The 24,158-nt window shown below is 64.0% G+C and carries 27 protein-coding genes; 6 read left to right on the top strand and 21 right to left on the bottom strand.

Annotated elements, in window-relative coordinates; all coding sequences use genetic code 11:
• On the top strand, nt 1–897 hold the full coding sequence (locus L0U83_RS30340; protein ID WP_233887810.1) for an ATP-dependent Clp protease proteolytic subunit: 897 nt from the start codon (nt 1–3) through the stop codon (nt 895–897).
• On the opposite strand, the gene L0U83_RS30345 is transcribed toward L0U83_RS30340, so the two are convergent.
• From L0U83_RS30345 to L0U83_RS30375, 7 genes are all read right to left on the bottom strand, one after another.
• Nucleotides 894–1,784 carry a type 2 periplasmic-binding domain-containing protein gene (locus L0U83_RS30345; protein ID WP_233887811.1) on the bottom strand — a complete coding sequence of 297 codons (891 nt, stop codon included), beginning with the start codon at nt 1,782–1,784 and terminating at the stop codon, nt 894–896. The two genes, L0U83_RS30340 and L0U83_RS30345, sit on opposite strands and share 4 nt — an antisense overlap.
• Entirely contained in the window at nt 1,777–2,637 is an 861-nt protein-coding gene (locus L0U83_RS30350; RefSeq protein WP_233887812.1) for an ABC transporter permease, read from the bottom strand. The genes L0U83_RS30345 and L0U83_RS30350 overlap by 8 nt, the downstream gene beginning before the upstream one ends.
• The gene (locus L0U83_RS30355) at nt 2,630–3,472 is read right to left on the bottom strand and encodes an ABC transporter ATP-binding protein (RefSeq protein WP_373321134.1); all 843 of its coding nucleotides are present in this window, start codon (nt 3,470–3,472) and stop codon (nt 2,630–2,632) included. The genes L0U83_RS30350 and L0U83_RS30355 overlap by 8 nt, the downstream gene beginning before the upstream one ends.
• On the bottom strand, nt 3,469–4,554 hold the full coding sequence (locus L0U83_RS30360; RefSeq protein ID WP_233887813.1) for an ABC transporter substrate-binding protein: 1,086 nt from the start codon (nt 4,552–4,554) through the stop codon (nt 3,469–3,471). Before L0U83_RS30360 ends, L0U83_RS30355 begins: the two co-directional genes overlap by 4 nt.
• Before the next feature lie 185 nt (nt 4,555–4,739).
• Nucleotides 4,740–6,179, bottom strand: coding sequence for a 3-deoxy-D-arabino-heptulosonate 7-phosphate synthase (locus L0U83_RS30365; RefSeq protein WP_233887814.1), 1,440 nt, complete (start codon nt 6,177–6,179; stop codon nt 4,740–4,742).
• A gap of 117 nt (nt 6,180–6,296) precedes the next feature.
• On the bottom strand, nt 6,297–6,824 hold the full coding sequence (locus L0U83_RS30370) for a DUF6496 domain-containing protein (protein WP_233887815.1): 528 nt from the start codon (nt 6,822–6,824) through the stop codon (nt 6,297–6,299).
• Between the two features lie 68 nt (nt 6,825–6,892).
• Nucleotides 6,893–7,804, bottom strand: coding sequence for a LysR family transcriptional regulator (locus L0U83_RS30375; protein WP_233887816.1), 912 nt, complete (start codon nt 7,802–7,804; stop codon nt 6,893–6,895).
• A gap of 124 nt (nt 7,805–7,928) precedes the next feature.
• Between L0U83_RS30375 and L0U83_RS30380 the strand changes: the two genes are divergently transcribed.
• Nucleotides 7,929–8,864 (top strand): alpha/beta hydrolase fold domain-containing protein, encoded by a 936-nt coding sequence (locus L0U83_RS30380; protein ID WP_233887817.1) that lies wholly within the window; start codon nt 7,929–7,931, stop codon nt 8,862–8,864.
• 8 nt (nt 8,865–8,872) lie between these two features.
• On the opposite strand, the gene L0U83_RS30385 is transcribed toward L0U83_RS30380, so the two are convergent.
• The 6 genes from L0U83_RS30385 to L0U83_RS30410 all read right to left on the bottom strand — a co-directional run bounded on the left by L0U83_RS30385 (nt 8,873) and on the right by L0U83_RS30410 (nt 13,428).
• Nucleotides 8,873–10,411 carry an MltF family protein gene (locus L0U83_RS30385; protein WP_233887818.1) on the bottom strand — a complete coding sequence of 513 codons (1,539 nt, stop codon included), beginning with the start codon at nt 10,409–10,411 and terminating at the stop codon, nt 8,873–8,875.
• A gap of 132 nt (nt 10,412–10,543) precedes the next feature.
• On the bottom strand, nt 10,544–10,924 hold the full coding sequence (locus tag L0U83_RS30390; protein ID WP_233887819.1) for a hypothetical protein: 381 nt from the start codon (nt 10,922–10,924) through the stop codon (nt 10,544–10,546).
• Between the two features lie 131 nt (nt 10,925–11,055).
• Entirely contained in the window at nt 11,056–11,457 is a 402-nt protein-coding gene (locus tag L0U83_RS30395) for a hypothetical protein (RefSeq protein ID WP_233887820.1), read from the bottom strand.
• 141 nt (nt 11,458–11,598) lie between these two features.
• On the bottom strand, nt 11,599–11,865 hold the full coding sequence (locus L0U83_RS30400; protein ID WP_233887821.1) for a pentapeptide MXKDX repeat protein: 267 nt from the start codon (nt 11,863–11,865) through the stop codon (nt 11,599–11,601).
• 91 nt (nt 11,866–11,956) lie between these two features.
• Entirely contained in the window at nt 11,957–12,733 is a 777-nt protein-coding gene (locus L0U83_RS30405; RefSeq protein ID WP_233887822.1) for a molybdopterin-dependent oxidoreductase, read from the bottom strand.
• A 56-nt stretch (nt 12,734–12,789) separates the two neighbouring features.
• Nucleotides 12,790–13,428: a cytochrome b/b6 domain-containing protein gene (locus tag L0U83_RS30410; RefSeq protein WP_233887823.1), complete on the bottom strand. Its 639-nt coding sequence runs from the start codon at nt 13,426–13,428 to the stop codon at nt 12,790–12,792.
• Nucleotides 13,429–13,847: 419 nt separating this feature from the next.
• On the opposite strand from L0U83_RS30410, the gene L0U83_RS30415 reads away from it, so the two are divergent.
• Nucleotides 13,848–14,393 (top strand): sigma-70 family RNA polymerase sigma factor, encoded by a 546-nt coding sequence (locus L0U83_RS30415; protein WP_233887945.1) that lies wholly within the window; start codon nt 13,848–13,850, stop codon nt 14,391–14,393.
• Nucleotides 14,390–15,031, top strand: a complete 642-nt coding sequence (locus L0U83_RS30420; RefSeq protein ID WP_233887824.1) for a DUF1109 domain-containing protein — start codon at nt 14,390–14,392, stop codon at nt 15,029–15,031. The genes L0U83_RS30415 and L0U83_RS30420 overlap by 4 nt, the downstream gene beginning before the upstream one ends.
• 33 nt (nt 15,032–15,064) lie before the next feature.
• Here the strand turns inward: L0U83_RS30420 and L0U83_RS30425 are convergent, their stop codons facing one another.
• The 3 genes from L0U83_RS30425 to L0U83_RS30435 all read right to left on the bottom strand — a co-directional run bounded on the left by L0U83_RS30425 (nt 15,065) and on the right by L0U83_RS30435 (nt 18,463).
• Nucleotides 15,065–16,372, bottom strand: a complete 1,308-nt coding sequence (locus L0U83_RS30425) for a chloride channel protein (RefSeq protein ID WP_233887825.1) — start codon at nt 16,370–16,372, stop codon at nt 15,065–15,067.
• 127 nt (nt 16,373–16,499) lie between these two features.
• The gene (locus L0U83_RS30430) at nt 16,500–17,246 is read right to left on the bottom strand and encodes a glucose 1-dehydrogenase (protein WP_233887826.1); all 747 of its coding nucleotides are present in this window, start codon (nt 17,244–17,246) and stop codon (nt 16,500–16,502) included.
• Between the two features lie 221 nt (nt 17,247–17,467).
• Complete coding sequence (locus L0U83_RS30435; RefSeq protein ID WP_233887827.1) at nt 17,468–18,463, bottom strand: aldo/keto reductase; 996 nt, start codon at nt 18,461–18,463, stop codon at nt 17,468–17,470.
• A gap of 277 nt (nt 18,464–18,740) precedes the next feature.
• On the opposite strand from L0U83_RS30435, the gene L0U83_RS30440 reads away from it, so the two are divergent.
• Together L0U83_RS30440 and L0U83_RS30445 are read left to right on the top strand one after the other, a co-directional pair.
• Nucleotides 18,741–19,031, top strand: coding sequence for a microviridin/marinostatin family tricyclic proteinase inhibitor (locus L0U83_RS30440; protein ID WP_233887828.1), 291 nt, complete (start codon nt 18,741–18,743; stop codon nt 19,029–19,031).
• Nucleotides 19,032–19,127: 96 nt separating this feature from the next.
• On the top strand, nt 19,128–20,129 hold the full coding sequence (locus tag L0U83_RS30445) for an MvdC/MvdD family ATP grasp protein (RefSeq protein ID WP_233887829.1): 1,002 nt from the start codon (nt 19,128–19,130) through the stop codon (nt 20,127–20,129).
• 42 nt (nt 20,130–20,171) lie between these two features.
• Here the strand turns inward: L0U83_RS30445 and L0U83_RS30450 are convergent, their stop codons facing one another.
• The 5 genes from L0U83_RS30450 to L0U83_RS30470 form a co-directional block, all read right to left on the bottom strand.
• Entirely contained in the window at nt 20,172–20,996 is an 825-nt protein-coding gene (locus tag L0U83_RS30450; RefSeq protein WP_233887830.1) for a hypothetical protein, read from the bottom strand.
• A 136-nt stretch (nt 20,997–21,132) separates the two neighbouring features.
• The gene (locus L0U83_RS30455; protein ID WP_233887831.1) at nt 21,133–21,432 is read right to left on the bottom strand and encodes a gamma-butyrobetaine hydroxylase-like domain-containing protein; all 300 of its coding nucleotides are present in this window, start codon (nt 21,430–21,432) and stop codon (nt 21,133–21,135) included.
• A complete protein-coding gene (locus L0U83_RS30460) occupies nt 21,429–22,424 on the bottom strand; it encodes a HEAT repeat domain-containing protein (protein WP_233887832.1) in 996 nt (331 codons plus the stop codon). The genes L0U83_RS30455 and L0U83_RS30460 overlap by 4 nt, the downstream gene beginning before the upstream one ends.
• Before the next feature lie 42 nt (nt 22,425–22,466).
• Nucleotides 22,467–23,237 carry an ABC transporter ATP-binding protein gene (locus tag L0U83_RS30465; RefSeq protein WP_233887946.1) on the bottom strand — a complete coding sequence of 257 codons (771 nt, stop codon included), beginning with the start codon at nt 23,235–23,237 and terminating at the stop codon, nt 22,467–22,469.
• 44 nt (nt 23,238–23,281) lie between these two features.
• The gene (locus tag L0U83_RS30470) at nt 23,282–24,142 is read right to left on the bottom strand and encodes an ABC transporter permease (protein WP_233887833.1); all 861 of its coding nucleotides are present in this window, start codon (nt 24,140–24,142) and stop codon (nt 23,282–23,284) included.
• Between the last annotated feature and the right edge of the window lie 16 nt (nt 24,143–24,158).

The raw sequence follows: 24,158 nt of genomic DNA on the forward strand, positions 1-24,158 counted from the left end.
ATGCGTAGCGCCCGGGCTTCAACGACCCTGCAAAGCCTCGCGCGCGTGTGGCTATTTGCTGCGCTGCTCATGCTCCCCGCCGTATCGCGGGCAATGGAGTTCAAGATCTACTACCAACCCGATCTCAAACTGAAAGTGATCGTCGGGAAGGGAAGAATTCAGAGCGGCGACGCCCAAAAATTTCGGGCGGCCGCCAAACTTGCCGACCGTGATGGCGAAGGACTCGTTCCCCTGGTCCTGGATAGCCCGGGCGGAAATGTCGAAGCGGCTTTCAGGGTTGTGGATGCAATGGATCAGGTCAGGGTGTATACGGCCGTTCCGGATGGGGCGAAATGCGCGTCCGCATGCGCCTCGATTCTGTTCGCCTCAGGCGAGCGTAGAAGTGTCATGGGTACGGGACAACTCGGCTTTCACAGTTGTTATCGACGTGCCGGGAGCACGTACGCCGCGGATTCGCTCTGCAACGAAATCATCGCCGCGAACGCCATGCAACGGGGCGTGAGCCACGCCGGCATCAATCGCTTCGTCGAGCAATACGGCGCGACGGACATGGCGTGGGTCGGGCGCAGTATCGCGTGCACCTTGCTTCAAGGGCTTTGCAGGCCGGGTTTGCTGGAAACGCAACCCGCAACGAAGGCGGCGCTGACGCATAGCTTCGATTGCAGCGAACTCATATCTGCTCAGGCACAGCTTATTTGCGGAGATGCCGAGCTTGCCCGCATCGATAAAACCATGGCCGAAGTCTTTAACCAAAAGCTAGTGGTGTCGAATAACAAAGCCCGGCTAAGAGCGGAGCAACGGACATGGCTTCGAGATTCGCGCAATGCGTGCCGTGACAAAGCGTGTCTGCTGAAAAGCTATCAGGTTCGCCTGGCTGAGTTGAAGCGGCCCGGCTAGTGGCAATACAAATCGTTTTCCGCGTTGAACATGTCGAACGCAAGGCTGATCGCCTGATCCTTGCGCGCGGTCGCGAGCCACCGGCTACGCTGCCATTGCGTCACCGTGTTGCCGACAAAGACGGCGCTCGCCGCATCGCCCGCGCGCGTCGCGATGAACGCCGCCTGCGCAGCGATCGTGCCGGGCAGCGGGCGATAGTAGGACCAGTCCGCCTGCTTGAGCAGCGCTTCGATGACGAACTCGTCGTCGACCAGTGCGGCGCATTCGCCCGCCTGGAACGCCAGCAGGGCATCGAGCGGCCGGTCGAAACTGTGCACACTGGCGTGGAACTCGCGCGCCGCGCGCCCGGCAAACGGGTTGCCTTGCGACGCGCAAATCGCGCGGCCGCGCAGGTCGCGCCATGCGCGCACGTTGCCGTGGTTCAGAACGAGCGCCATGCCACGGCCGCTCGTGTACGAAGCCGGTGCGAACGCGACCCGCGCATCGGGCGAGAAGCTCAGGCCGGCGATGGCCGCATCGGCCTTCCCCGACTGCAGGGCGGCGCGTGCGGCGGCCGGTTCGGCCAGCAGGAACTGCACCGGCAGCCCGGCGCGGCGAGCGAGGTCGGAAGCGAGCGCAGCCGCGAACGGATCGGGCGCACGTACCGTGCGGTCGACCTTGCCGACGTAAAGCGCAGGCGCGGGGCGTGGCGGCACCGCTACGATCAGCTCGCCGCGCGCTGCCGCAGCGGCGAAAGGGCGCTCGTTATCGAGAAGGTCGCGCGGAAAGTCGCTCTTGAGCGCCCACGCGAGCAGCGCGAAACATGTGAGCGCGGCCGCCAGCGCGGTGGCCGGCCGGCGCAAGCGCCGCGGAACTGGTGAGGCGGCGAGCTGGGCGTTCCTAGTCATTCTGCGCGAGTCCGACGCGCCAGCGCAGCAGTTGCCGCTCCAATATCGACAGGCTCTGATTGATCAGCAGTCCGAAGATAGCGAGCAGGACGATGCCCGCGTACATGTCGGGAATCTGAAACGTCTCTTGCGAATTGAGCGTATAGAAGCCGAGCCCCGAACGCGCGCCGATCATCTCTGCCGCCACCAGCGCGGTAATGCTGTAAGCGCCCGCGAGGCGCACGCCCGTGAGGATCTGTGGCAGCGCTGCGGGCAGCACCACCTTCGTCGCGATGAAGCGCTGCGAAGCGCCCATCGAGCGCGCGCAGTCGATCAGCACGCGCTCGACCTGCTTCACGCCCGCAATGGTATTGAGCAAGACCGGCCAGAACGCGGCCCACACGACAATGGCGATCTTCGACGATTCGCCAATGCCGAGAAACAGCATGAACACGGGAAAGAGCGCGAAGGCCGACACCTGCCGCAGCAGTTGAAAGACCGGGTCGACAATGCGCTCGACGCGCCGGAACCATCCCAGCAGGAAGCCGCACACCATGCCGCCGGCCACGGCGAGCAACAAGCCGCTCATGGAGCGCACGGCGCTCGCGCCGATATGCGTCCACGCGTCACCGTTGTCGAAGAGCCGCGCGATGGCGAGAGCGACCTGCGAAGGCGGGCTCAAATAGGCCGCGTTGACGACGCCGAGCCGGGGCAGCAGTTCCCACAACAACAGGAAGGCGACGAGCGCAATGGAGCGCTCGACACCCACGCAAACACGCGCGAGGGACGCGCGAACGCGCACGCGCCGCGCGCCGCGAGGCAGATGAACGGGCGATTCGCGGACCGTGCCTGGGTCGGACATCGAATCAGACATGATGGGCTCCAGTCAATGCGTGCGCTTCGGGTTCTGCTGTACGCCGCGCGTCGAGTTCCGTGCTGAGGCTTTCCCACGCGCGCTGCCGCAACGCGATGAACGCCGCTGAGTGACGCAGCGCGGCGTCGCGCGGGCGCGGCAGATCGACGTCGACGATCTCTTTCACGCGGCCGGGGCCACGGCCGAGTATGGCGATGCGATCGGAGAGAAAGATCGCCTCGTCGATGCTGTGCGTGACGAACACGACGGTCGTCGCGCTTTGCTCCCAGATCGCCAGCAATTCCTGCTGAAGCAATTCGCGCGTCTGCGCGTCGAGCGCGCCGAACGGTTCGTCCATCAGCAAGATCTCGGGGCCATACGCGAGCGCACGCGCGATGGCCACGCGCTGCCGCATGCCGCCGGAAAGCTGATGCGGATAGTGATCGGCGAACTCCAGCAGGCCCACGAGGCGCAGAAAGCGCTCTGCCTCGCTGCGTCGTTCGGCGCGCTTCATGCCGCGAATTTCGAGCCCCGCCTCCACGTTCCTGCGCACGGTGCGCCACGGAAAGAGCGCATAGCCCTGAAACACGAAGCCGAGTTTTTGCCGCACGGCGCTCACGGGATCGCCGTCCACGCGAATATCGCCCGAGGTTGGCAGCGTGAGCCCGGCGAGCACGTTCAGGAACGTCGACTTGCCGCAGCCGCTTGGGCCCAGCAGTGAAAGGAACTCGCCTTCGCGCACGGCGAGATCGAAACGCTTGAGCACCGTGTGGCGCGTTTCCGTTTGCGCGTTGGTATAAGTGAGCGAGAGATCGCGCGCGACGATCTTTTCGCGTGGCGCAGTTGACGTGCTCACGAGCGTGTTCCGTTCGGCGATGCCGTCACGCTGGCCTGGGCCTCGTGCTTCGCAAACGGGTTGAAGTCGTTCGTGTAGACATCCTTGACGTTGACCTTGCCCTTCGGAATCTTGCCGGCCTGTTCGAGGATGTCGATGTAGTACTGGATGGGCGGCTCCGTGACCACGAGATCCTTCACGTAGGCATAGCGCTCCACGAGCCGAACGTCGATGCCAAGCCGCTCGGCCGTGAGCTTGCGCGCTTCGTCGGGATGCGCATTGACCCAGTTGCCCGCCTTCGCGATGGCCGTGACGAAGTCGCGTACCGCCTGCGGGTGGGCGCGCGCGAACGCGCCGTTCACGCTATAGGGTGCCATGCCGCCGAGACCGTGATCTTCGTCCCAGTCGCTCCACAGCTTGCGCAGTTGCGGGTCGGCTTCGGCCGAGCCGGAAAAGGGCGGGTGAATGATCGCGACGTCCACGTTCTTCGTGACGAGCGCCTGCTCGGACTGATTGTCGGGCACGACGAGCCAGTTGACCTTCGAGACATTCACGCCGTGCTGCGCCAGATACTTTTTGGTGACGAATTCCGCGCACGCGCCGAAGCTGTTGAACGCCACCGTTTTACCTTCAAAGTCCTTCGGCCCGAGAATTCCCGAATCCTTGCGCACGAAATACTTCATGTGCGGCGCGTCGGGCAGCGTTTCGCCGCCTGCGGAAATGACCTTGATATCTGCGCCGCTGGCAATCGCGGAGATGACAAGCGGCACCATGCGCGTGCCGAAATCGATATCGCCGGTGCCCACGAGCGGAATGATCTGCGGCGCGGAAATCTTGCCGACATATTTGGGGCGCGTGCTCGTGTTGTCGAAGTAGCCCAGCTTGTCGGCGAGATAGACCAGGTCGAACGCGGGATTGTCGGGATACTTGAAATACGTGATTTCCTGCTGCGCCGACGCTTGTCTTGTCGATGCGGCCGCGCTCTGCGCCTGATCTTCATGCGGCTTGCAGCCGCTTTGGAGCATCAGGGCGGCGGCAGCGCACGCGGCAAGCAGGAGGGTTCCGGCGGAGTGCCGATGGATATTCGAGGGGAACGCCTTCATGAGTTCAGACTCGGCAACGAGCAGGGTAGGTGAGTGAATTGACGATGCTCGATGATTGTCGATCTGCAACGATTTCAGGCAAACCAACGAATTATGATTTGCTTAGTTGTTCATATCGACAAGTGCGCCAATTCGACTGTTTCTGCTGTTGCGTCGAAATATCCGCTGCCGCTGTCACACTGCGCTCAACGAGTCTGTTCGTTTGCCGTGCACCGGGAGCGTCCCGTTGCGTTGCGAATCGTCGCCATCAGATCGTCGGGATGCACCATCAATTCACGCACGAGGCGCAGCGTCGCGTATTGGTGAAGCACGGCATGCCAGCGTGGCGATTGCGTGAGTTGCTCCCAGACGGCATTCAGCTTTTCCGGATCTGCACGTTGCCCGTCCCACTGGGCACTGGCGAATTCGAGGCTCGCCTGCGCGGATAGAAGCTGCATGCGGCTCGCGGCATTGAGCATTCGCGGGGCGCTTTCGGCAGCCGAATCGCAACAGTAGAGAACGGCTTTCATCAAGCCAGACTCTTCGGTGCCTTGTGCGCGTAACGATGCGCCATTCAATTGGACAGGGCCCTGCTGCGTCTCGAACGTATACACGACGTTTTCTTCGGCGTGCGCTAGCAGTCGCAAACCGCGCATGAGCCGCTGGAGGTCGGTCGTTGCGGACTCGACGGATGCCTTCGCTTCGACGAGCAGGCGCACGTTCCAGACCGGCGCGGTATCGAGGGACTTCGCGTGCTGCCGCTCCAGGAGGACCACGTCCCATTCCGTTTTTGCGCGCTCGTGCTTGCCCGGTATCGCTGCCGGAACGCGCATCGAACTCACGACGCGGTACGCCTGCAGGTTTTCCTGCGCTGCGTTCAGCGTTTGAGCCAGGGCTTCGAGCGCCTGTACGGCCATTGCTTCGACAGCAGCGCCGCGCCGTTGCGACGCCCGGCCTTGCGCCACGGCCGCCGGCGTACCCGGCCGTGGACCATACGCGTCCAGCAATGATGTGTACTGCTGTACGAGTGGTTCGGACGCCAGGGTTTCGAGCCGACACAAGCGCGCGAGTGCCGGACTGTCCAGCAGATCAGCCAGTGCGCGCTCGATATCCGCGTCCTTTGCCGCAAGATCCGGCACGCTGAGAAGGGTTCGCAACGTATTGTGAAGCCCTGCGTAGTGCGACTCGTGGTGCGCGCGAGACGCGGACGAATGCAGCTGTTCGAGTGCTTCGCGCTGCCAGGCTTGCGGGGCACGCTGCTGCCTGGCCGGATGCGCGATCGCATTCACTGCGGCGTGGATCTGCCGCCGGTCCTGGTCGGCCTGCGCTGAAAGCGACGCAAACTCGCGCACCTGGGCAGCGCGGTGCCGCAGAACCATCGCCTGGAATGCGCGGTCCCCGGAATCGGCGCGTACGGCGTCGGCGATCATGGCGGCGAGCGCATCGATAAAGAGCGGCTTGAGCGCCGGGTCGGGTGTTGCGCCGTGCGCCGTGGCTTCCCGTACTTGTTCAATGACAAGCGCCAGCGCGGTGGCCGGACTGGATTGTCGAAGCTGCATTCCTGATGCCGCAACATCTTGCGGCAAGCGATAACGACGGGGGACGTCGCGCAGGATGCTTTCGAGCAGCAGGGCGGAAGATGACATCGGCGGAGTTGCAGCATGCATGAGCGGAGCGATGAGGCACATAGTCTCATAACCCCGCGCGCAAGCTTGGCCGGGCGGCAAGGCTCGCCTTGCCGCCTGAGCCGCGCCCGCGTTGCGCTAGTGGCGTGTGTGCTGCGCGCGTGCGGCGCGTGTCTTCGCCGCCTTTTTTGCCGCGGCGGAACGGCCCGCCGCGCCCTTGGTCTGCGCAGCCTTTTTCGCGGCCGCCGAACGGCTTGCGGCAGGGCGGCGCGCCGCCGCGGTCTTCGCCTGCTTCGACACGGCTTGCGGGGATGCCCCTGTCTTGCCCTCGCGCTTGAGCACTTGCGTCGTCGTGCGCGAACGTTTGGCCTTCGATTCCGTGCCCGCGCGGCCTTTCTTCTCGCCTTGGCCTGCCGCGAGATCCTTTGCGGCCTTCTTGCGCGTCGCTTCGCTGGTCGTGCTCTGCGGCGGCGGTTTCAGATCGACACCGGCGCGCCGCGCCTTCGCCAGGCCGATCGCCACGGCCTGCTTCGCGGAGCGCACGCCATGCTTGCCCGCGCGCACGCGATCGAATTCCTCCTTCACGAATTCGCCGGCCTGGGTGCTTGCGGATTTGCCCGCGCGCTTGTCGGCGCGCGCACGCTCGATCGTTTTCTTCTCCGGCATTTTGGCTCTCCTGAATGAGTGACCCACTCGTTCCAGCAAGCGCCGTTCCACGCATGCGCGGCAAGACATCAGACCGGAACAAATGCCGGGCGCGGATCAGCCGCGAGGATTTCGGCGACGAAGTCGAGAAACACGCGCGTCTTGTTCGGCAGCCGCCTGCCTGAGGGATGCACGCCGTGGACGGGCAACGGCGGCGGCGCGAAATTCTCCAGCACGCTGACGACCGAGCCGCTTGCAATCTCCGCTGCGAAGAGCCAACCCGGCGCCTGCACCAACCCCATATGGGCGAGGACTGCGGCACGGATCTGTTCCGCGTCGCCGGTGCGGAAATTGCCGGACGGAACATACACGCCCCGTCCTTCGACGTTCCCGAAGCGCCAGGCTCTCGGCTCGTGCATGGGCGCGAAAACGACACAGGTATGGCGCTCGATATCTTGTGGCGACTCGGGGCGCCCATGTTTTTCGAGGTATTCCGGCGTCGCGACGACAACGACCGGACTCGAGGCCAGATGCCTCGAAATCATCGAGGAGTCGGCAAGCGGTCCGCTTTTGATCGAAAGGTCGAAGCCTTCCTCGACGAGATTGATGTTTCGCTCCGTTGCGGAAAGGTCCACGCACACCTGCGGATATCGGGAGAAAAACACTGGCAGGTGCGGCACGATATACAGCCGGCCAAAAACCGGCGGCACGGTGACGCGAATCAGCCCGCTCGGGGACATCTGACCATGCCCGACGGAAGCCTCTAGCTCGGTAAAGTCGCCGATGATGCGCAAGCCCGCTTCATAGACCGACTGACCGGTCTCGGTGAGCGTCATGCTGCGCGACGTGCGCCTGACCAGTTGAGCGCCAAGATGGCGTTCGAGCGAGGCGATCTGCTTGCTGACCGCAGGCTGGCCCACGCCGATGTCGCGCGCCGCCGCAGCGAAACTCCCGCTTTCGACGATGCGAATGAAAAGTTTGAGCGCGTCGAGCCGGTCCATCGTTTCTTCCTCAAAACTTCCTGATTGGAATGGATTCTATTCCATCAGGCCTTCTTCCATGCGGTGATTGGAATCGATATCGTCATGCCCATCGACGACGCACTCACGCAACGAAGGAGCCATGATGAGCATCGGACAACGCGCAAACCTGATCGAAATGCGGCACAGCCTGAGCGATAGCGACCGTGACGCAGCGAGGGCCGCGATCGCGCGCATGCAACGGCATTTCAGCGATTTCAATGGAACGATGCGCGAGGCGTACGACGCCATGACCGTGCAGACGCCGGTGGCGGAGGGCGTGGGTCTCGAAAGCGTCGGAAATGCGGACGTAGAGGGATGGTGGATCCGGCCACGATCCGCGCCGGCCCATCGCGCGATCCTGTTCCTGCACGGCGGCGCCTTTGTGCTCGGGTCTGCGAGCGGGTATCGCGGCTTTGCGAGTCAGATCGCGGTGCGCGCGGGCGTTGACACTTTTGTTCTCGACTATCCGCTTGCGCCTGAGCATCCGTTTCCCGCGGCGCACGATGCCGTGTTAGCCGCGCTGCGGTGGCTGGCGAACTGCGGCATACGCGAAGTCGCCCTCATTGGCGATTCAGCAGGCGGCGGCCTGGCGCTTGCGGTTCCGGGCGTGGAGGAGCGCCGGGCGTTGAACATCGCGAGCGTAGCCGCTTTTTCGCCGTGGGTTGATCTTGCGTTCACGGGGCCGTCGTTCCATAGCGAAGCGACCCACGATCCGGTCTTGACGCGGCCCGTGCTCGCCAATGCCGCCGCGGCGTACCTTGGCGCTGCCGATCCCACGGATGGACGCGCGTCGCCGCTGCATGCCATTCCCGCGCGCCTGCCGCCCATCGCGCTCCAGGTGGGCACGGACGAACTCCTGTTCGACGACGCGCGGCGTTATGCGGCGGCTGCGGCAGAGCAGGGCAACACGGTGCAGCTGGAAGTCTACGAAGGACTGCACCACGTGTTCCAGCGATCCACCCATGAACTGGCGAGCGCCGGGTACGCGTTGGATCAGGTGGCGAGATTCATCTCGCGAAACTGGACGCTTGACGCTTAAGGCGTGCCTCAGCCCCGCTTGCGCACCTGCCCGACGGCGCGCTCGCGCGCCGCCTGCGCCTGCTGGACGAGCCGGTAGGCGGTGTAGTACTTGTAGATATTGCGCACGTAAGTGGTCGTCTCCAGCCCGATCTTCTCGCCAGCCACGATCTCGACGTTATTGAACCATTTGTCGGGCGAGAGCCCTTGGTCGGCTGCTTCGGTGCGCAGCTTCGCGATCCTCGCCGGACCCGCGTTGTAGCTCGCGAACGCGAAGAGGGCGCGATCCGAGTCGGAAAAATGCGCATCCGGGAAGTAGCGGGACATCAGGAGGTCCAGGTATTTCGCGCCGGCATGGATGTTCGATTCCGTCACGCGGATGTCGCCGACGTCCAGTTCCTTCCCGGTCGCCGGCATGAGCTGCATGATGCCGATCGCACCTACGTGGCTGCGTGCATTCTGGTTGAGCTGCGATTCCTGGAACCCCTGCGCGGCAAGCATCAATGGATCGAAGCGATATTGCGCACCGTACTTGTCGAACAGACCGATCATTTGCTTGAAGCGCTTAAGTTCCGCTTCCTCGGTATTGCTGGTGATCTGCTTGACGCGCTGCAGTTCCTGCTTCAGGCGCACTTCCGCCACGCTGTGCTTTTTCACGTAGCCAACGTAGAAGTCGGTGATGGCCTGCTGGAGTTTGGGACTCTGCTTGCGAATCGCCCAGCCTATGTAGCCAGCGTCGCGCACGGCCATGTCGTCGTGCACCACGATGCTGGGCAGCACCTGCGCCCAGAAATCTGCCTTCCAGTCGTCGACGACGAGGATCTGGACGAGCCCGACATTGAGCATCTCCATGGCGTCCTCGTCCTCGAGCGCGTCGGGCAGCATCACCAGCTTCATCGGCGGCTTGCCGTCTTTTTTGAAGCGTGCGTTCAGAGCGTTGAGGCTCTCGAAGTAGCTGCTGCTCGCGCGGACGTGCACTGTCTTGCCGCTCAGGTCGTCGAGCTTCGCGAGCGCGGGTGACTTCGGGCCGGTGACGATCAATTCGCGAACTGGCGGTCGGTCTCGCGGCGCGACGAAGTCGACTAGCTTCAGCCGCGTTTCCGTGGCGGTCAGATTGCCGGCGGCAATGTCGCCCTTGCCGGCCAGGAGACCCGGAATAAGCTGGTCGCGCGTCGTCGGGATGATCAGGAGCGTCAATGGACGTTTGCCGAGACGGCTCCGGTACTTCTTGTTCAGGTAGCGCTCGAAGTCGCGCATGAGCCCGGCGGTCAGCCCGCGCTCATGGCCGAGTTCGTTGAAATAGAGTGTCCTGCTGTACGGCACCAGGACGCGGATCAGCCGACGGTCGATCATGGCGTCGAAATCGCCAAAGCTCGGCTGGTTCGTGATGTCGATCCGGCGGGCTGCCGCTGCAGGCCGCCGCGGTGGCGCACCGACTGGCGCTTTCGTCGCGGCCTGTGACGCAGCGGCTTGCGCAGGCGTTCCCTGGGCCGCGAGGCAACCTGCCTGCCGGCCGGCAATGCTCATCCCGAAAGCCAGGATGAACAGCAACGTATGAACAATACGCATGGCGCCAGGGACGCGTGTTCCGCCCATTCCCATCATGTCACAACGGCATGGGCTGGATATGGGCCGATGGTCCTATAGCGCAAGTTTTTCGGCGGCGCTCGACCGCCCGGTGGCGGCGAGCGGGAATCGTTGCTACTTCGCCGACGTCATGACGTCGCAGCCGCCGTGGGTGCCGGTGTTCTTCAGGGTAAGCGTGAGCCGGCTGCCCCTGTTCGCCGTGATGATCTGCCCGTAGCTCACCGTGGGAATGAACTGGATATCCGGCGCCACGGCCACAGGGGGATTCCTTGCCCCGTCAACGGTCAGGTCGAGCTCCACGGTGACCGAGTCGATGGCGACGCCCATATCCTGCTTCCGGTCGGCTTGTTCTTTCCGGAAATTGCACAGGCCTGAGAGAACCTGCTCGAGGGCGGTCGGGATATCAACCGGCTTGCCCGGCGGGATCGGCGGCGTGTTGCAGCCAACGATCAAGAATGGCAAAGCGCAAAGGACCACATATCGGCAGGCGCGCATCGGGTTCCCCTGTTGTGAGCCGAAGAATGGCTTTGTCGAAGGGTGCCACGTGCGGACGCCCGGTCAATCGGACCTAGGTCCTAGGGACGGCGCAATGGCCAGAAGCGACTTCGCCCGCGTTGCCCGGCGAGCTAGCCCGTCAAGCGCGCCCACAGCGTTCGTATGCGGCGCGCATCGTCCTCGAACAGATACGCGGCAGCGAGCGCAAACACGCCGGACACGACTCCTGTCGCGACGTGTTCGAGAACATGAATGCGATACTGACTCGTATGAGCGTAGGCGTCGCCGATCACGGTCAGGCAGCCAACCAGCAGTGCGTTGCCATAGCGATTCGCGTACCACTTCGTCGCTGGCGTGAAGGTGAGCAGCACGGCCAGCGCGCCGGTGAAGAGCCCGGTCTTCAAGGCGATGGACCAGTGGGCCAGGCTCATGACGTTGGTCCAGCTCCCCGGCATGCAGGTCATGCACGCGCTGGTTGGCTGCCAGAAGCGCTGGATGAAGAGTTTCATGCGGCGTTGCCATTCGCTTCCCATGACGTGCTCCCGGTGCGGGGTGGGCGGCCCCGCCGAAATCGTGCATCGCGAGCGCACAGTGGCGAGGCGCGCGCGGTGCGCTCCCGGCGCAAGCTACGCCAAGAGCACACTGCCAGCATTGAACCCGGATTCAACCCGGGTTCAATGCGCCATGGCGCCCGACGCCGGATGATCCATGCCCATCGCGTCTTTCTTCATGGGCTTGTCCATTTTATCGTGGCTCATCGCACCGTCCTTGCTCATCGTGTCGTGCGACATGCCGCCTTTGCCCATGGTGTCCTTGTGCATCGAGTCTTGCGACATGCCGTCATTCGACATCGCGCCGCTTGCCTGCGCGAATGCGCCGCTCGCGCTTACGCTCAACAGGGCGGCTGAGATGGCGATTGCTGCGAATCGGATCGTGTTCATTTGCGTTGCTCCTTGCTGGGTGGGAAAAGCCGTTGCCTTTTTCGGGCGGAAGTGAAACGGAGCCGTCGCGCGAAGCGGCGGCGGGAAGATGTCACGAACCGCCGAACCAGTTGTAGCCCTGGTCGACCCAGTAGCCGCCTGGATACGTATTCGTGACGAAAATCTCGACGATGTGCTTGGGGTTCTTGTAGCCGAGCTTCGTCGGCATGCGCAGCTTCATCGGGTAGCCGTATTTCGCGGGCAGGCGCTCGCCGTCGTAGTCGAAAGCAAGCAAGGTCTGCGGATGCAGCGCCGTAGGCATGTCGATGCTTTCGTAGTAGTTGTCGGCGCAACGAAAGCCCACGTATTTCGCGGTGAGATCGGCGTCGACACGCCGCAGGAAATGCGCGAACGGCGTGCCGCCCCAACGGCCTATCGCGCTCCAGCCTTCCACGCAGATATGCCGCGTGATTTGCTCGGCGTGCGGCAGCGCGTACAACTCGGGCAGCGTCCAGACGCGCTGGCCCTTGACGAGTCCGCTGATCTTCAGCCGATAGTCGCCGCCATCGACGACAGGCGCCTCGCTTTCGCTATAGAACGCGTTGAAGGGAAAGGGGCGCGTGAGCTGGGCTTCGGTGTACGTTGGCGCGAGCCGGGTGGGGTCGAACAGCCACCCCTGCACGCGATCGTTGAGCCGGGAAACGGCAGTGAGGAAGGTGTTGACCGAGGCGTCGTCGGTGATCGTGCAGCCAGTGAGCAGCGAAAGACCGCCGAGCGTGAGCATGCGCTTGCCGAACAGGCGCCGTGACGGCATGTCGAGTTCGCGCCGTGCATCGGCAAGAATCGCCGCGCGGTCGAGTTCGATGATCTTGCGGTCTGGCGTTTTCATCTGGAATCCTTATCAACAGATGTGGATGACGTCTCTCGTTGCATCGGGCCGCGTGTTCAGCGGCCGCGAAGCATGGTGAGCAACGAGCGCGGCACGAGCGCGACCATCGTCACGTGAACGAGCACGAATGCCGCAAGCAACGTCATTGCGCAAAAGTGCACCACACGCGCGCGGTCGTATCCGCCCATCAATTCGCGCAGCAGCGGAAACTGCACCGACTTCCAGATCGCAAGGCCCGAAAGCACGAGCACGACGAGATCGGCGATCGCGACGAGATAGGCGAGTTTCTGCACGGCGTTGTACTGGCTCAGGTCAGCGTGAGAAAGCCGGCCTGTCAACGCGGCGCGCAGATCATGCAATACGGCGCGCGCGCTCAGCGGGAAGAACTTCGTGCGCCAGCGGCCTGTCGCGAGATTCATGCCGAGATAGAAGAGTCCGTTGAAAAACAGCAGCCACATTGCCGCGAAATGCCATTGCAGCGCGCCGCCGAGCCAGCCGCCGAGCGTGATCGATGTGGGTATGACGAATTGCGCAAACACGGGCGACGCATCGTAGATGCGCCAGCCGGAAAGCATCATGACGAGCGCCGCGAGCGCGTTGAGCCAATGCGTGATGCGTAGCCAGAGCGGCTGGATTGCGCGCGGGTGGCGAATGCGTGCTTCAAGTGCGGGCGTTTCACCGATCGACGTTTGCATGGCGATTCCTCGTTGGCGCAGCGTTGACAGTGAATTCGCTGTGGCGCGCGCGGCGGTTACAGCGCGTCGGGAAAAAAATCGCGGGACCGGGGGCGGCCAAAAATATATCGCTGCGCCTGTAACCCGGCTGGCGCGGCGAACGAACTACCCACAACGGGCGTACGTGCTCGCGCCACGGGGAGAAGCAAAAGGTGGGCTTGACTAGCACATGGCCGACGATGACGGAAGGGGCGGCGCCCGTCGCGCCCGCCCTCGGCCCGCATGGCGTTGCGGCGCGCGAAGCGTTCGGCTACGCTCACGCGAGCGGGCGCGAGTGCGGCGGCGTTCGTAATAATTTTGAAAGCTCACCATCGCAAGACCTGGCGAGCGCCATGCCCGCAAGCCCGCCAACGTATCGTCGCGACAATCCAGGACGACCTTTGCACTCAGCGGAAACCCGTCTCAAAGCGCTTTTTGTCAGGGGCCTCGAAGGAGACGCGCAAGCGTATCGCGACTTCCTCGAGGAACTCACGCGTCATTTGCGTGGCTACCTGCGCCGACGCATTCCGCAATTGCGCGACGACGTCGAGGACCTCGTGCAGGAGATCCTGCTAGCGGTCCACAACGCGCGTCACACATGGCGCCCCGACGAACCGCTCACGGCCTGGGTGCACGCGATCGCCCGCTACAAGCTAATGGACTTTTTCCGCTCGCGCGCACGCCGCGACGTGCTCAACGATCCGCTCGACGATCACACCGATCTCTTCGCCGAGCCCGACGACGAACCCGCGCAGGCGCGCCGTGATATCGGCAAACTGCTCGACCAGTTGCCCGACAAGCAGCGCCTGCCTATCGTCCACGTAAAGCTCGAAGGGCTTTCGGTCGTGGAAACGGCGAAGCTCACGGGACTGTCCGAATCGGCGGTCAAGGTAGGGATTCATCGCGGTCTGAAAGCGCTTGCCGCGCGCATCAGGGGAGCGCAATGAAAACCGACGATCTGATCAACCTGCTTGCCACGGGCGATGCGCGCGTGGACCGCAAGGCTGCGCTGCGCCGCTTCGCGCGGGCGCTGCTGCTCGGCTTCGCGGGCTCGGTCGTGCTGATGAGCGTGGTGTTCGGCGTGCGGCGCGATCTCATGAGTGTCATGCACACGTCGATATTCTGGGTGAAGCTCGCGTTCCCGTTGTGTGTTGCGGCCGCTGCCGCGCTCGTGGTCAGCCGCATAGGGCGGCCGGGCCAGCGTGGCGGCTATGCGTGGGCACTGGTGGCGCTGCCGTTCGTCGCCGTACTGGCGCTCGCGTGGCTCGCGCTGGGCGACGCGGCGCCCGCGCAGCGCGTGCCGCTCGTGCTCGGCCACACATGGCGCACATGCCCGTTCAATATCGTGCTGCTGTCGGTGCCCACGTTCGTGGCCGTGTTCTGGGCTGTGCGCGGTCTCGCGCCCACCCGCCTGCGCACGGCGGGGGCGGCGGCCGGGCTCTTTGCGAGCGCGCTCGCAACCATCGCGTATTGCCTCCATTGCCCGGAGATGAGCCCGGCGTTCTGGAGCGTCTGGTATGTGATCGGCATGTTGCTGCCCGCCTGCATCGGCGCGTGGCTCGGGCCGCGGCTGCTGCGCTGGTAACGGCGTGCGCCGCTCAACGCGAATTGGCGCGCGTCATTCCTTCAGGAAGCGCTGCGCCAGTGCTTCGTAAAGCGGCGGCGCGAATAGCCTGGAAACCTGGCTCGACACGAGCGCCGTTGCCATCAACGAGATCACGAGCGCGTGGCCGTCGATCATTTCGATGACGATGACGAATGCCGTGATCGGGCTTTGTGTGACGGCGGCAAGATAGCCGACCATGCCGAGCGCGATCAGCATCGGCAACTGCATTTGCCCGAACACCATGTGCAGCACATTGCCGATGCCCGCGCCGATCGCCAGCGAAGGCGCAAAGAGGCCGCCCGGCGTGCCCGGCAGATACGAGCCCACCATCGAGGCCATTTTCAGAACGGGATAGGCCACGCTGAGCTGCGAATGGCCTTCGAGCATGCCGCGCGCTTCCGCATAGCCGCTGCCGAACAGATTGCCGCCGCTCGCCACACCGATCGCGGCGATGAACAAACCGCACAGCGCGCCGAACGCCACGGGCCGCTCCTTTCGGAGAACGAACAAGCGGGCCGGCATCCATCGTTCGGTGTTGAGCAGCAGCCAGCAGAACACGCCGCCCGCGACGCCGGTAATCACGCCAACGAGAATGACGGCGACAGCGAGCAGTTCGGGCAAATGGCTGCCGATGGCGATCGTGCCGAAATACACATAGTTGCCTTGCAGCGCGAGTGAGACGACGCCTGCGAAGATGATCGCCGTGATGATCACGCCGCTCGTTCGCGCCTCGAAGCTGCGTGTGAGTTCCTCGATAGCGAAGACCACGCCCGCGAGAGGCGCGTTGAACGCAGCAGAAAGGCCCGCAGCCGCGCCCGCGAGCGCGAGCTTGTATTCGAGGCCGACGCCGTACATGCTGCGCAGGCGCGCCGGGTAGAAACGCCGGAGGCTGTACATCAGCGCGGCGCCCACATGGATGGTCGGCCCTTCACGCCCAATCGTGAAGCCGCCGAGAATCGCGAGAAACGACAGAGCGATCTTGCCGATCAGGATGCGCAGCGTGAGCAGACGCGGGCCGAATTTGCGCACGTCGTGCAGCGTCGCGATGACCTGCGGGATGCCGCTGCCCTCCGAACCCGGAAACCAGCGCCGCGTGGCCCAGACGCAGAACCCGCTGATGGCCGGTGTGATGAGAATCGGCAGCCACCGGTGATGGGTGGTCATCTGCAAGAACAGCGCGTAGCCGAAGTCGACGAGCCGCGCATACATGACCGCCACGAGCCCCGTCGCGATGGCGCCAAGCCAGAACACGCCGAAATACAGCCAGCGCCGCCGGCTGCGCAGGATCGTACGACTGTCTATGAGATCGGAAACTCGCATGAAACGGCTGGGCCAAACTCCCTTATCTGAAGCATTGCCGGCCGTGCCGCCACAAGGGCGGCACGGCCGATCTTCGGGAGATTACCACGCACGCTATTTTCGCCGCCAGCCAGTTCCCCAAAGCGACTTAGCGCATGCCGCCGCTGGCGACGATATGTTCGCCCGTCAACCATTTGGCATCGTCAGATGCGAGGAACACCACGGCCGAGGCGATATCGTCAGGCTGCCCCACGCGTCCGAGCGGCGTCTGGCTGACCGAAAGGCTTTCGAAATCCGATCCGATGACGCCTGCCGTGTGTGTGCCCTCGGTCTCGACCACGCCGGGATTGATCGCATTCACGCGGATTTTTCGCGGGCCCAGTTCGCGGGCGAGCACGCCGGTGATTGCATCCACGGCGCCCTTCGTGCCGCTGTAGACAGCCGTGTTCGGCGGCGTGAGCGTCGTCGCGACCGAACTCACGTTGATGATGCTCGCGCCTTCGCCGAGATGCTTCACCGCCGCCTGCGTGGTGAGCAGCACGCCGAGCACGTTCGTGTCGAACTGCTTGCGGTATTGCGCCTCCGTGAACTCTTCGATCGGCGCGAACTCGTAGACGCCTGAGTTGTTGACGAGGATGTCGAGCCGACCGTAAGTTTCGACGGCCGCGCTGATGATCCCTTGCGCCTCCGACGCCTTCGAGACGTCGCCGCCAACGGAAACCGCCTTGCCCCCGGCCGCCGTAATCGCGCTCACCACTGCATCCGCGCCCGCCTTGCTGCTCGCGTAATTCACGACCACCGAAGCGCCTTCGGCCGCGAGGGCCCGCGCGATAGCGGCGCCGATGCCTTTCGACGCGCCCGTGACAACCGCTACCTTTCCTGCAAGTTTGCTCATCATGTTCTCCGCACCGTAAGTCGCACCATCGAGAGGAACCGGCGTCTTGACTTGCACGAATCAATCGGCCGGCGACGAGCACCAATGTAAAGATCCGCGCCGCCGCGATAAAGCGGCCGGGCGCGAACAGACTGGCGGGATCAGCCGAACAATCTGGGCGGAGTTGGGCAAATTGGAGTCAGCGGGCACAGAAACTCCAGTGGCATCGATTGCAAGCGTCTTTACCAGCGCTGATGGACGTGCGGCGCGATAAGTCGTTCATAAACGTCCCGCGCGCGTTGCATGGCTGCTTCGGACAGCGGCGCGAGGCTTGCCGCCGAGGCATTCGATGCCGCCTGGGCCGCGTTCTTGCTGCCCGGAATGATGACCGAGACGGCATCCTCCATGAGTATCCAGCGCAGGGCGAGCTGGGCCATGGAGGCGCCCACCGGGACGAGGCCGCGCAGTTCATCGACCGCCTTCAAGGCGACGTCATACGGCACGCCCGAGAACGTTTCGCCAACGTCGAACGCCTCGCCATGACGATTGAACGCACGGTGATCGTCTGGCGCGAAAACCGAGTCCGCGGCCAACTTGCCGGTGAGCATGCCACTCGCCAGCGGCACGCGCGCGATGACCGCAACGTCCTTCTTTTGCGCCTGCCTGAAAAACAGGTCGGCGGGACGTTGGCGGAACATGTTGTAAATGATCTGGACCGAAACCACATTGGGATATTCGATCGCCTTCAGCGCTTCTTCCACCTTTTCGACCGAAACGCCGTAAAAGCGGATTTTGCCGGCGGCGACAAAGTCGTCCATCGCGTCGAACACTTCGGGGCGGTAATAGACTTCGGTCGGCGGGCAGTGCAGTTGCACCAGGTCGAGCGTGTCGACGCCCAGGTTCGAGAGGCTCCGGTCGATGAAGCCTTCGAGTTCGCGCTTGTTCAGATAGCCGCTGGTCACGTGCGGATCGAGTCGGCGCCCGAGCTTGGTGGCCACGATGGGACGCTCGCCCCCGCGTTCCCGCAGCACGTCCCGGATAATGCGCTCCGAGCGGCCGTCGCCGTAGACGTCTGCGGTGTCGATGAAAGTGACGCCGTTATCGAGCGCGGCGTTCAGCGCGGCTCTCGCGTCGTCTTCGGCAACGCTGCCCCACGAACCGCCGATTGCCCATGCCCCAAACCCGATTTCGGACACATTCCAGCCGGTACGGCCGAATTTTCTCTTCGAAAGCGTCATTTACGTGCTCCTCCTGTGGATGGCGAAATTACCTCGCCGCCGTTTCAATGGCCTCTGCGCCCGTAGTTTAGCGGGCTGTTGGCGCATTGCCACCTTTTGACCCCATCGCGTTGGCTTCGAGCCAACGATTCCGGCTTCGTTTGCCCGTGGATTCTCCACCTCGACGGGCCGTTACGCGCTGCCGCGAGGCGCGGACATCACTGGCACGGTGGTTGCAGGAAGTGGCAGCCGCCTATGCGGTTGTCAATGGCCCCACACTCTCAGCGAGGCAAAAATCATGTCTAACATCAAAATTGAAACTCAGGAGCCCGTACCGTTTTTCTCACATTTTCTGGAAGGGCAGTTTTCCAGAGACCTCTCGGCGGCTGAGATGCAGGCCATACGCGGCGGCGCGGTCGTGACGATGGCGGCGCCGTCCGACCAGGAAGGCGTGCCGGTCGGCGAATTGCCCGACCTGCTGGGCATGTTGCGGCACATGGGGTGGCCTATGGGACCGATGCCCGGCATTCCGTCCTCGCCAGTGACGACCATGGCGTATCCCTCGGACGGCGAAAATGCTCCTCTTTAGTATTCCTGTGCATCGTCAGGCGGCGACGCCTGGACCGGAGTCGAGCGCGCGGCGAGGGGTTATCGCGCCGCGCGCCTTCAGTCAAGGAGCTCAACCATGTCCGAGCGGCACCCACGGCCCGTGGTACTGATCATCACCCACAGCAACGACAACGAGAGTATTCCTCTCGTCATCAATGCTATCGCCGCACAAGGCGGCGTGCCTTACCGGTTCGATACCGACCGCTTTCCGACCGACATTCGGCATTGCGGCCAGTACAGCGGCGAAGAAGAACGGCAAGTTATTGCGTGTGAGGAATATGAGTTGGACCTGGGCACGGTATCTGCCGTGTGGTATCGGCGGATCGCCATCGGGCGGTGCATTCCTGAAACGATGGACTTGCAGCTCAGGCGGGCGGCGATCGAGCAATCGCGCGCCACGCTGCACGGCATGATCGCCAGCCTCGATGCGTTTCATCTCGATCCGGTGCACCGTCTGCGCCGCGCGGAAAACAAGCAGCTTCAGCTCAAGATTGCGAGAGAAGTCGGGCTCACGATGCCACGCACGTTGATCACCAATGCGCCAGAAGCCGTGCGCGGGTTCGCACGCGAATGCAGGCAGGGGATGATCATGAAGACGCTGTCATCGTTTGCCATTTACGAGCAGGGCGACCAGAAAGTGGTCTTTACCAACACGCTTCATGACAAAGACCTCGAGCGTCTCGATGATCTTCGTTATTGCCCGGCCATCTTCCAGGAGCAAGTGCCCAAGGCGCTGGAACTGAGGGCAACGATTGTGGGAAAGCGGGTGTTCACGGCCTCGATCGATTCCCAACGGTCCGAAAAATCGAGCGTCGACTGGCGTCGCGATGGCATTGGACTGCTCGAAGCGTGGGAACCGTACCCGTTGCCGCTCGAAGTCGAGAATGGACTGCTGAAACTGATGCATGCGCTGGGCCTCAACTACGGCGCAGCAGATTTCATCCTCACCCCCGACGGCCGTCACTGCTTTCTGGAGGTCAACCCGGTCGGCGAGTTCTTCTGGCTGGAAAAGCACCCGGGATTACCGCTCTCGGGTGCGATTGCCGACCTGCTCGTTTCGAGCAAGGGCGCTGCTTGACACAAGGGCGGCGCGGCCACGCGCGCCGTGACGGTCTTCGCCTCAAATCGGCTTTTCGATCGCCGCCTGGCCGTGGGGCGTGACCGTCTGCAGACCGTCCTTGTCGAAGCCGCTATACGACCAGTCCAGTTTTCCGGCGGTCGTTGCGACTGAGCGGGTCAGGCCGATACCGTATTCGGTCAGATACGTTCGACGTGTCTTGTTCTGGACGATGCCATCTTTCGTCTGCTCGCACTCCAGGTCGATCGCTTTGCCAGTCAGCGCAGCGTTGAACTGGGAGGCCGGATAGTAGCGGCTCGAATGACAGGTCCACGTGAGCGCCCGGAAGTTGACGATCTGGACTGTCGTGCCGAACCTGAACGTCGTCGTATAAGTTTCATCCTCCTGCGGCGCGTTGAAAGCAAACTCGCCGTTGTCGGCGTCATGCGCGACGAAAGGGATGAACGCCGCCGTTTGCGCGTAGTTCGCCGTTTCTTCTTTCAGGCTGTAAATGTTGAGGTAAGAGAGACTGAACGTTGCGGCTGCGGGAACACCATTCGCCGAGCTTTCATACACCTGCTGGACCATGCCCGTGTCTTGCGCGTTGATTAGCACGGTTTTGAAGTCGCTCTCGATTCCCGCTGTGCCAACGTGGCCCGTTACCTTGCCAAGCACCGTCAAGACCTTGAAGGGCAGCTTGTGCGTACCCGCTGCGGGCATTTTGTCGCGAATGCTCGTGGGTAATGAGTCCACGCCAAAGTGCGCCGCGAGATAGCCGGGCTTGTCGTTGGCCATCTCCTTGACCGGCACGAACTGGACGCATCCGGACAAAAGCGCAGCGGATGTGATGGAAGTGCCGACGAGCAGGCGGGCTATTCTGTTTCGCATCTTTTTCTTCGATTCTCTGTCAACGGTTGGGGCGCCGGCCAAACGAGCACGGCCTGGCTTGCATATCGGCGCCGCGTGAGAGTTCTTTAATCGAAGACTGAAGCGAGGCGGTTGGCTGCGCATTCGAGGGCGGAAGCTAGCGGTCCTCGCCGCGCCCGAACTGCTCGAGGTACGTCCAGGGATAGATGCCGCTTGCATGGCCGTCGCTGAACGCGAGTTGTACGCCGTAACCCATTGGCTCGATGCCGATCAGCGTTACGTCCGGTGCGGCCGCGGCCGCGGGCGCAGCGCCGCCGAGCCGCACGCGGCGGCAGGCTGCGCACGGGCAGGCCGCGCGCAGCCGGGCGTGGTCCAAGCGTTGTGTTTCGCCCGCTGGCCAGCACAGCGTGAGCGCTCGCGTGAGCGCGTCGTTGCGGACTTCGAGCGGCGTTTTCATGGCGCTGCGCCTTCGATCTGCCCGATAGCGATGCGCACGGCCTTGCGCACTTCGGGATCGCGGTCCTGCAGCGCGCTTTGCAGCGCCGCCAATGACTCGCGCGCGCCCAGTTCGCCTAGCGTGAGCGCCGCTTCCTTGCGTAAATTGCTGATCGAGTGCGTGAGCAGCGTGGCGACGGCGGCGGCCGCTTTCGCATCGCGTAGCTGTCCGAGCGCGCGCGCCGCGCGCAGCCGGACCTGCCAGTACGCGTCGCCGAGCGCAACGACCAGCGGTTCGAGCGCCGAGGCGGCGCGCAATTTGCCGAGCGTCGTCGCGGCTTCTTCGCGCACTTGCCAGGCGTCGTCGCGCAGCGCCGTGAGCAGCGCGTCGAGCGTGGCCTGATCGCCCGGCGAGGCGAATCCAAGCGCGCCAACGGCCGCACGGCGGACCTCCGGGTGCGCGTCGCTGGCGGCGAGCGCGGCGAGCGCCTCCAGCGCGCGTGCCTCCTTGAGCCAGCCGAGCACGGCCACGGCTTCGAGCCGCACGTCGGCCTCGGTATCCGCGAGCGCGTGCAGCGCTGGCTCGAAGGCATCCGCAAAACGCAGTTCGCGCAGGCCGCGCAGCGCCGCGCGGCGCACGAACGATTCGGGCCGCGTGGCCCAGCGGCGCAGCACGTGCCCGGACGACTGGGCTTTCAGCTCCGAAAGACTTTGCGCCGCGGCTTCTCGCACGTCGTCGTCGGTGTCGAGCAACGCCGTGCAGAGCGCTTGAACGACGTCGTCGTCTTCCCACGAGGCCAGCACGACGGCGGCTTCGCGCCGCACGTCTGGCGCGGGGTCGTCGCGCAGCGCGACGATGAACGCGGGCAGCAGCGCTTCATCTTCGAGATCGGCGAGTTCGAGGAGCGCGATGCGGCGCACTGCGGAATCGGCGTCGGCGAGGCGCGCGAGCAGGGCGCTCGCTTCGGCGCTCAGGTGCTGCAGGTTCGGCAAGGTCACGGTGGAAACGGTCATGGGCAAAGGCGGTGGTCGGGTGACGTGGAAAGCGCGTGCGCGCTACGCCGCTTCGCGCAAAAACGCAAGGCAGCGGCGCTTGATGTCGATGAAGCCGGCTTCGGTCGTGCTCTCGTCGTTACGCGGCCGCGCAAGCGGCACCGCAATATCGGCGATGAGGCGCGCGGGTCGTTGCGAGAGCATCAGGATGCGGTCGCCGAGAAACAGCGCTTCGTCGATGTCATGCGTGACGAACACGACGGTCGTGCGGATCTGCGCCCAGATGTCGAGCAACAGCGTTTGCATCATGCGGCGCGTTTGGGCGTCGAGTGCGCCGAAGGGCTCGTCCATCAGTAGAATGCGCGGACGGTTGATCAGCACGCGCGCGATCTCCACACGCTGCTGCATGCCGCCCGACAACTGCGCGGGATAGTGCGACTCGAACCCCGCGAGGCCGACCAGCGCGAGCAGTTCGGCGGCTTCGCGACGGCGCTCGTGTGCGCCGACGCCCTTCATCTTCAGGCCAAAGGCCACGTTGTCGATCACGCGCTTCCAGGGGAACAGCGTGTGCTGCTGGAATACGAGGCCGCGCTCGGGATGCGGGCGATCGACCGCGAGGCCGTCCACGGCGATTTCGCCCTGCGTGGCCGGCAGGTGGCCCGCAATGGCGCCGAGCAGCGTGGACTTTCCGCAGCCGGACGGCCCGAGTACGCAAACGAACTCGCCGGGCGCGATGTCGACGTCGAGCGAGTCGAGTGCGGCGAAGCGCGCGTGCGGCGGGCCGACCTCCACGGTCAACGCGCGCACGTCAATGCGCCCGGGCGCGCGCGACACCGGGGCCCGGGCGCCGGCTTCTGGCTGGTTGGCGGCTGGCGTGTTCACTGGCGGGCTCCCCGCAGGCGATACCACGGCGTCAACGCTGCGCCAATGCGCTTGACGAGCAGGCTGCTGCCCATGCCGAGCACGCCGATCAGCGCCATGCCGACGACGATATCGGCGTAGTTCTGCAACGTATAGGATTCCCAGGTGAAATAGCCTATGCCGTATTGACCGGCGATCATCTCCGCGGTCACGAGGCAGAACCAGGCGGTGCCCATGCCGATGGAAAGGCCTGTGAAGATCGAAGGCGCCGCGCCTGGCAACACGACTTCCGTGTAGAGCGACAGCGAGCGCGTGCCGAGGCCTCGCGCGGTGGCGACGAGGCGGGGATCGACGGCTTCCACGCCGTGGATCGTGTTCAGCAAGATGGGAAACAGCGCGCCGATGAACGTGATGAACATCATGCTCAGTTCCGAAGAGGGAAACATCAGGATCGCGAGCGGAATCCACGCGACTGCCGGGATGGGCCGCAGCAGTTCGAGCGGCGGCAGCAGCACATCTTCAAGCGCGCGATAACGGCCGATCGCGAGTCCTAGTCCGACGCCGACCACAGCCGACGCGCAGAAGCCCGCCAGCACGCGAGTCAGGCTCGCGGCGAGATGCATCGGGAGCTTGGGCGAATGGAGCAGCGCCCATAGCGCGGGAATGGCGTCGGCGGGTGAGGGGACGTTCGCGAACGTGACGATGCCAAGCGAGAGGCGAAAATGCACGACCGCTTGCCAGGCGGCCACGAACAGCACGATCGAACCGGCGCGCCATGCGCGGCGGCGCATCGGTGCACGGCGCGGCGCGGTTCCAGTCAGTGCCGGCTCGCGGACTACCGGGCGTTGTCGGGCTGCGAGGTCGAGCGTGGCGGACATGCGGACTCCTCATAAA

Source organism: Paraburkholderia flagellata (genome assembly GCF_021390645.1).
GTDB lineage: Bacteria > Pseudomonadota > Gammaproteobacteria > Burkholderiales > Burkholderiaceae > Paraburkholderia > Paraburkholderia flagellata.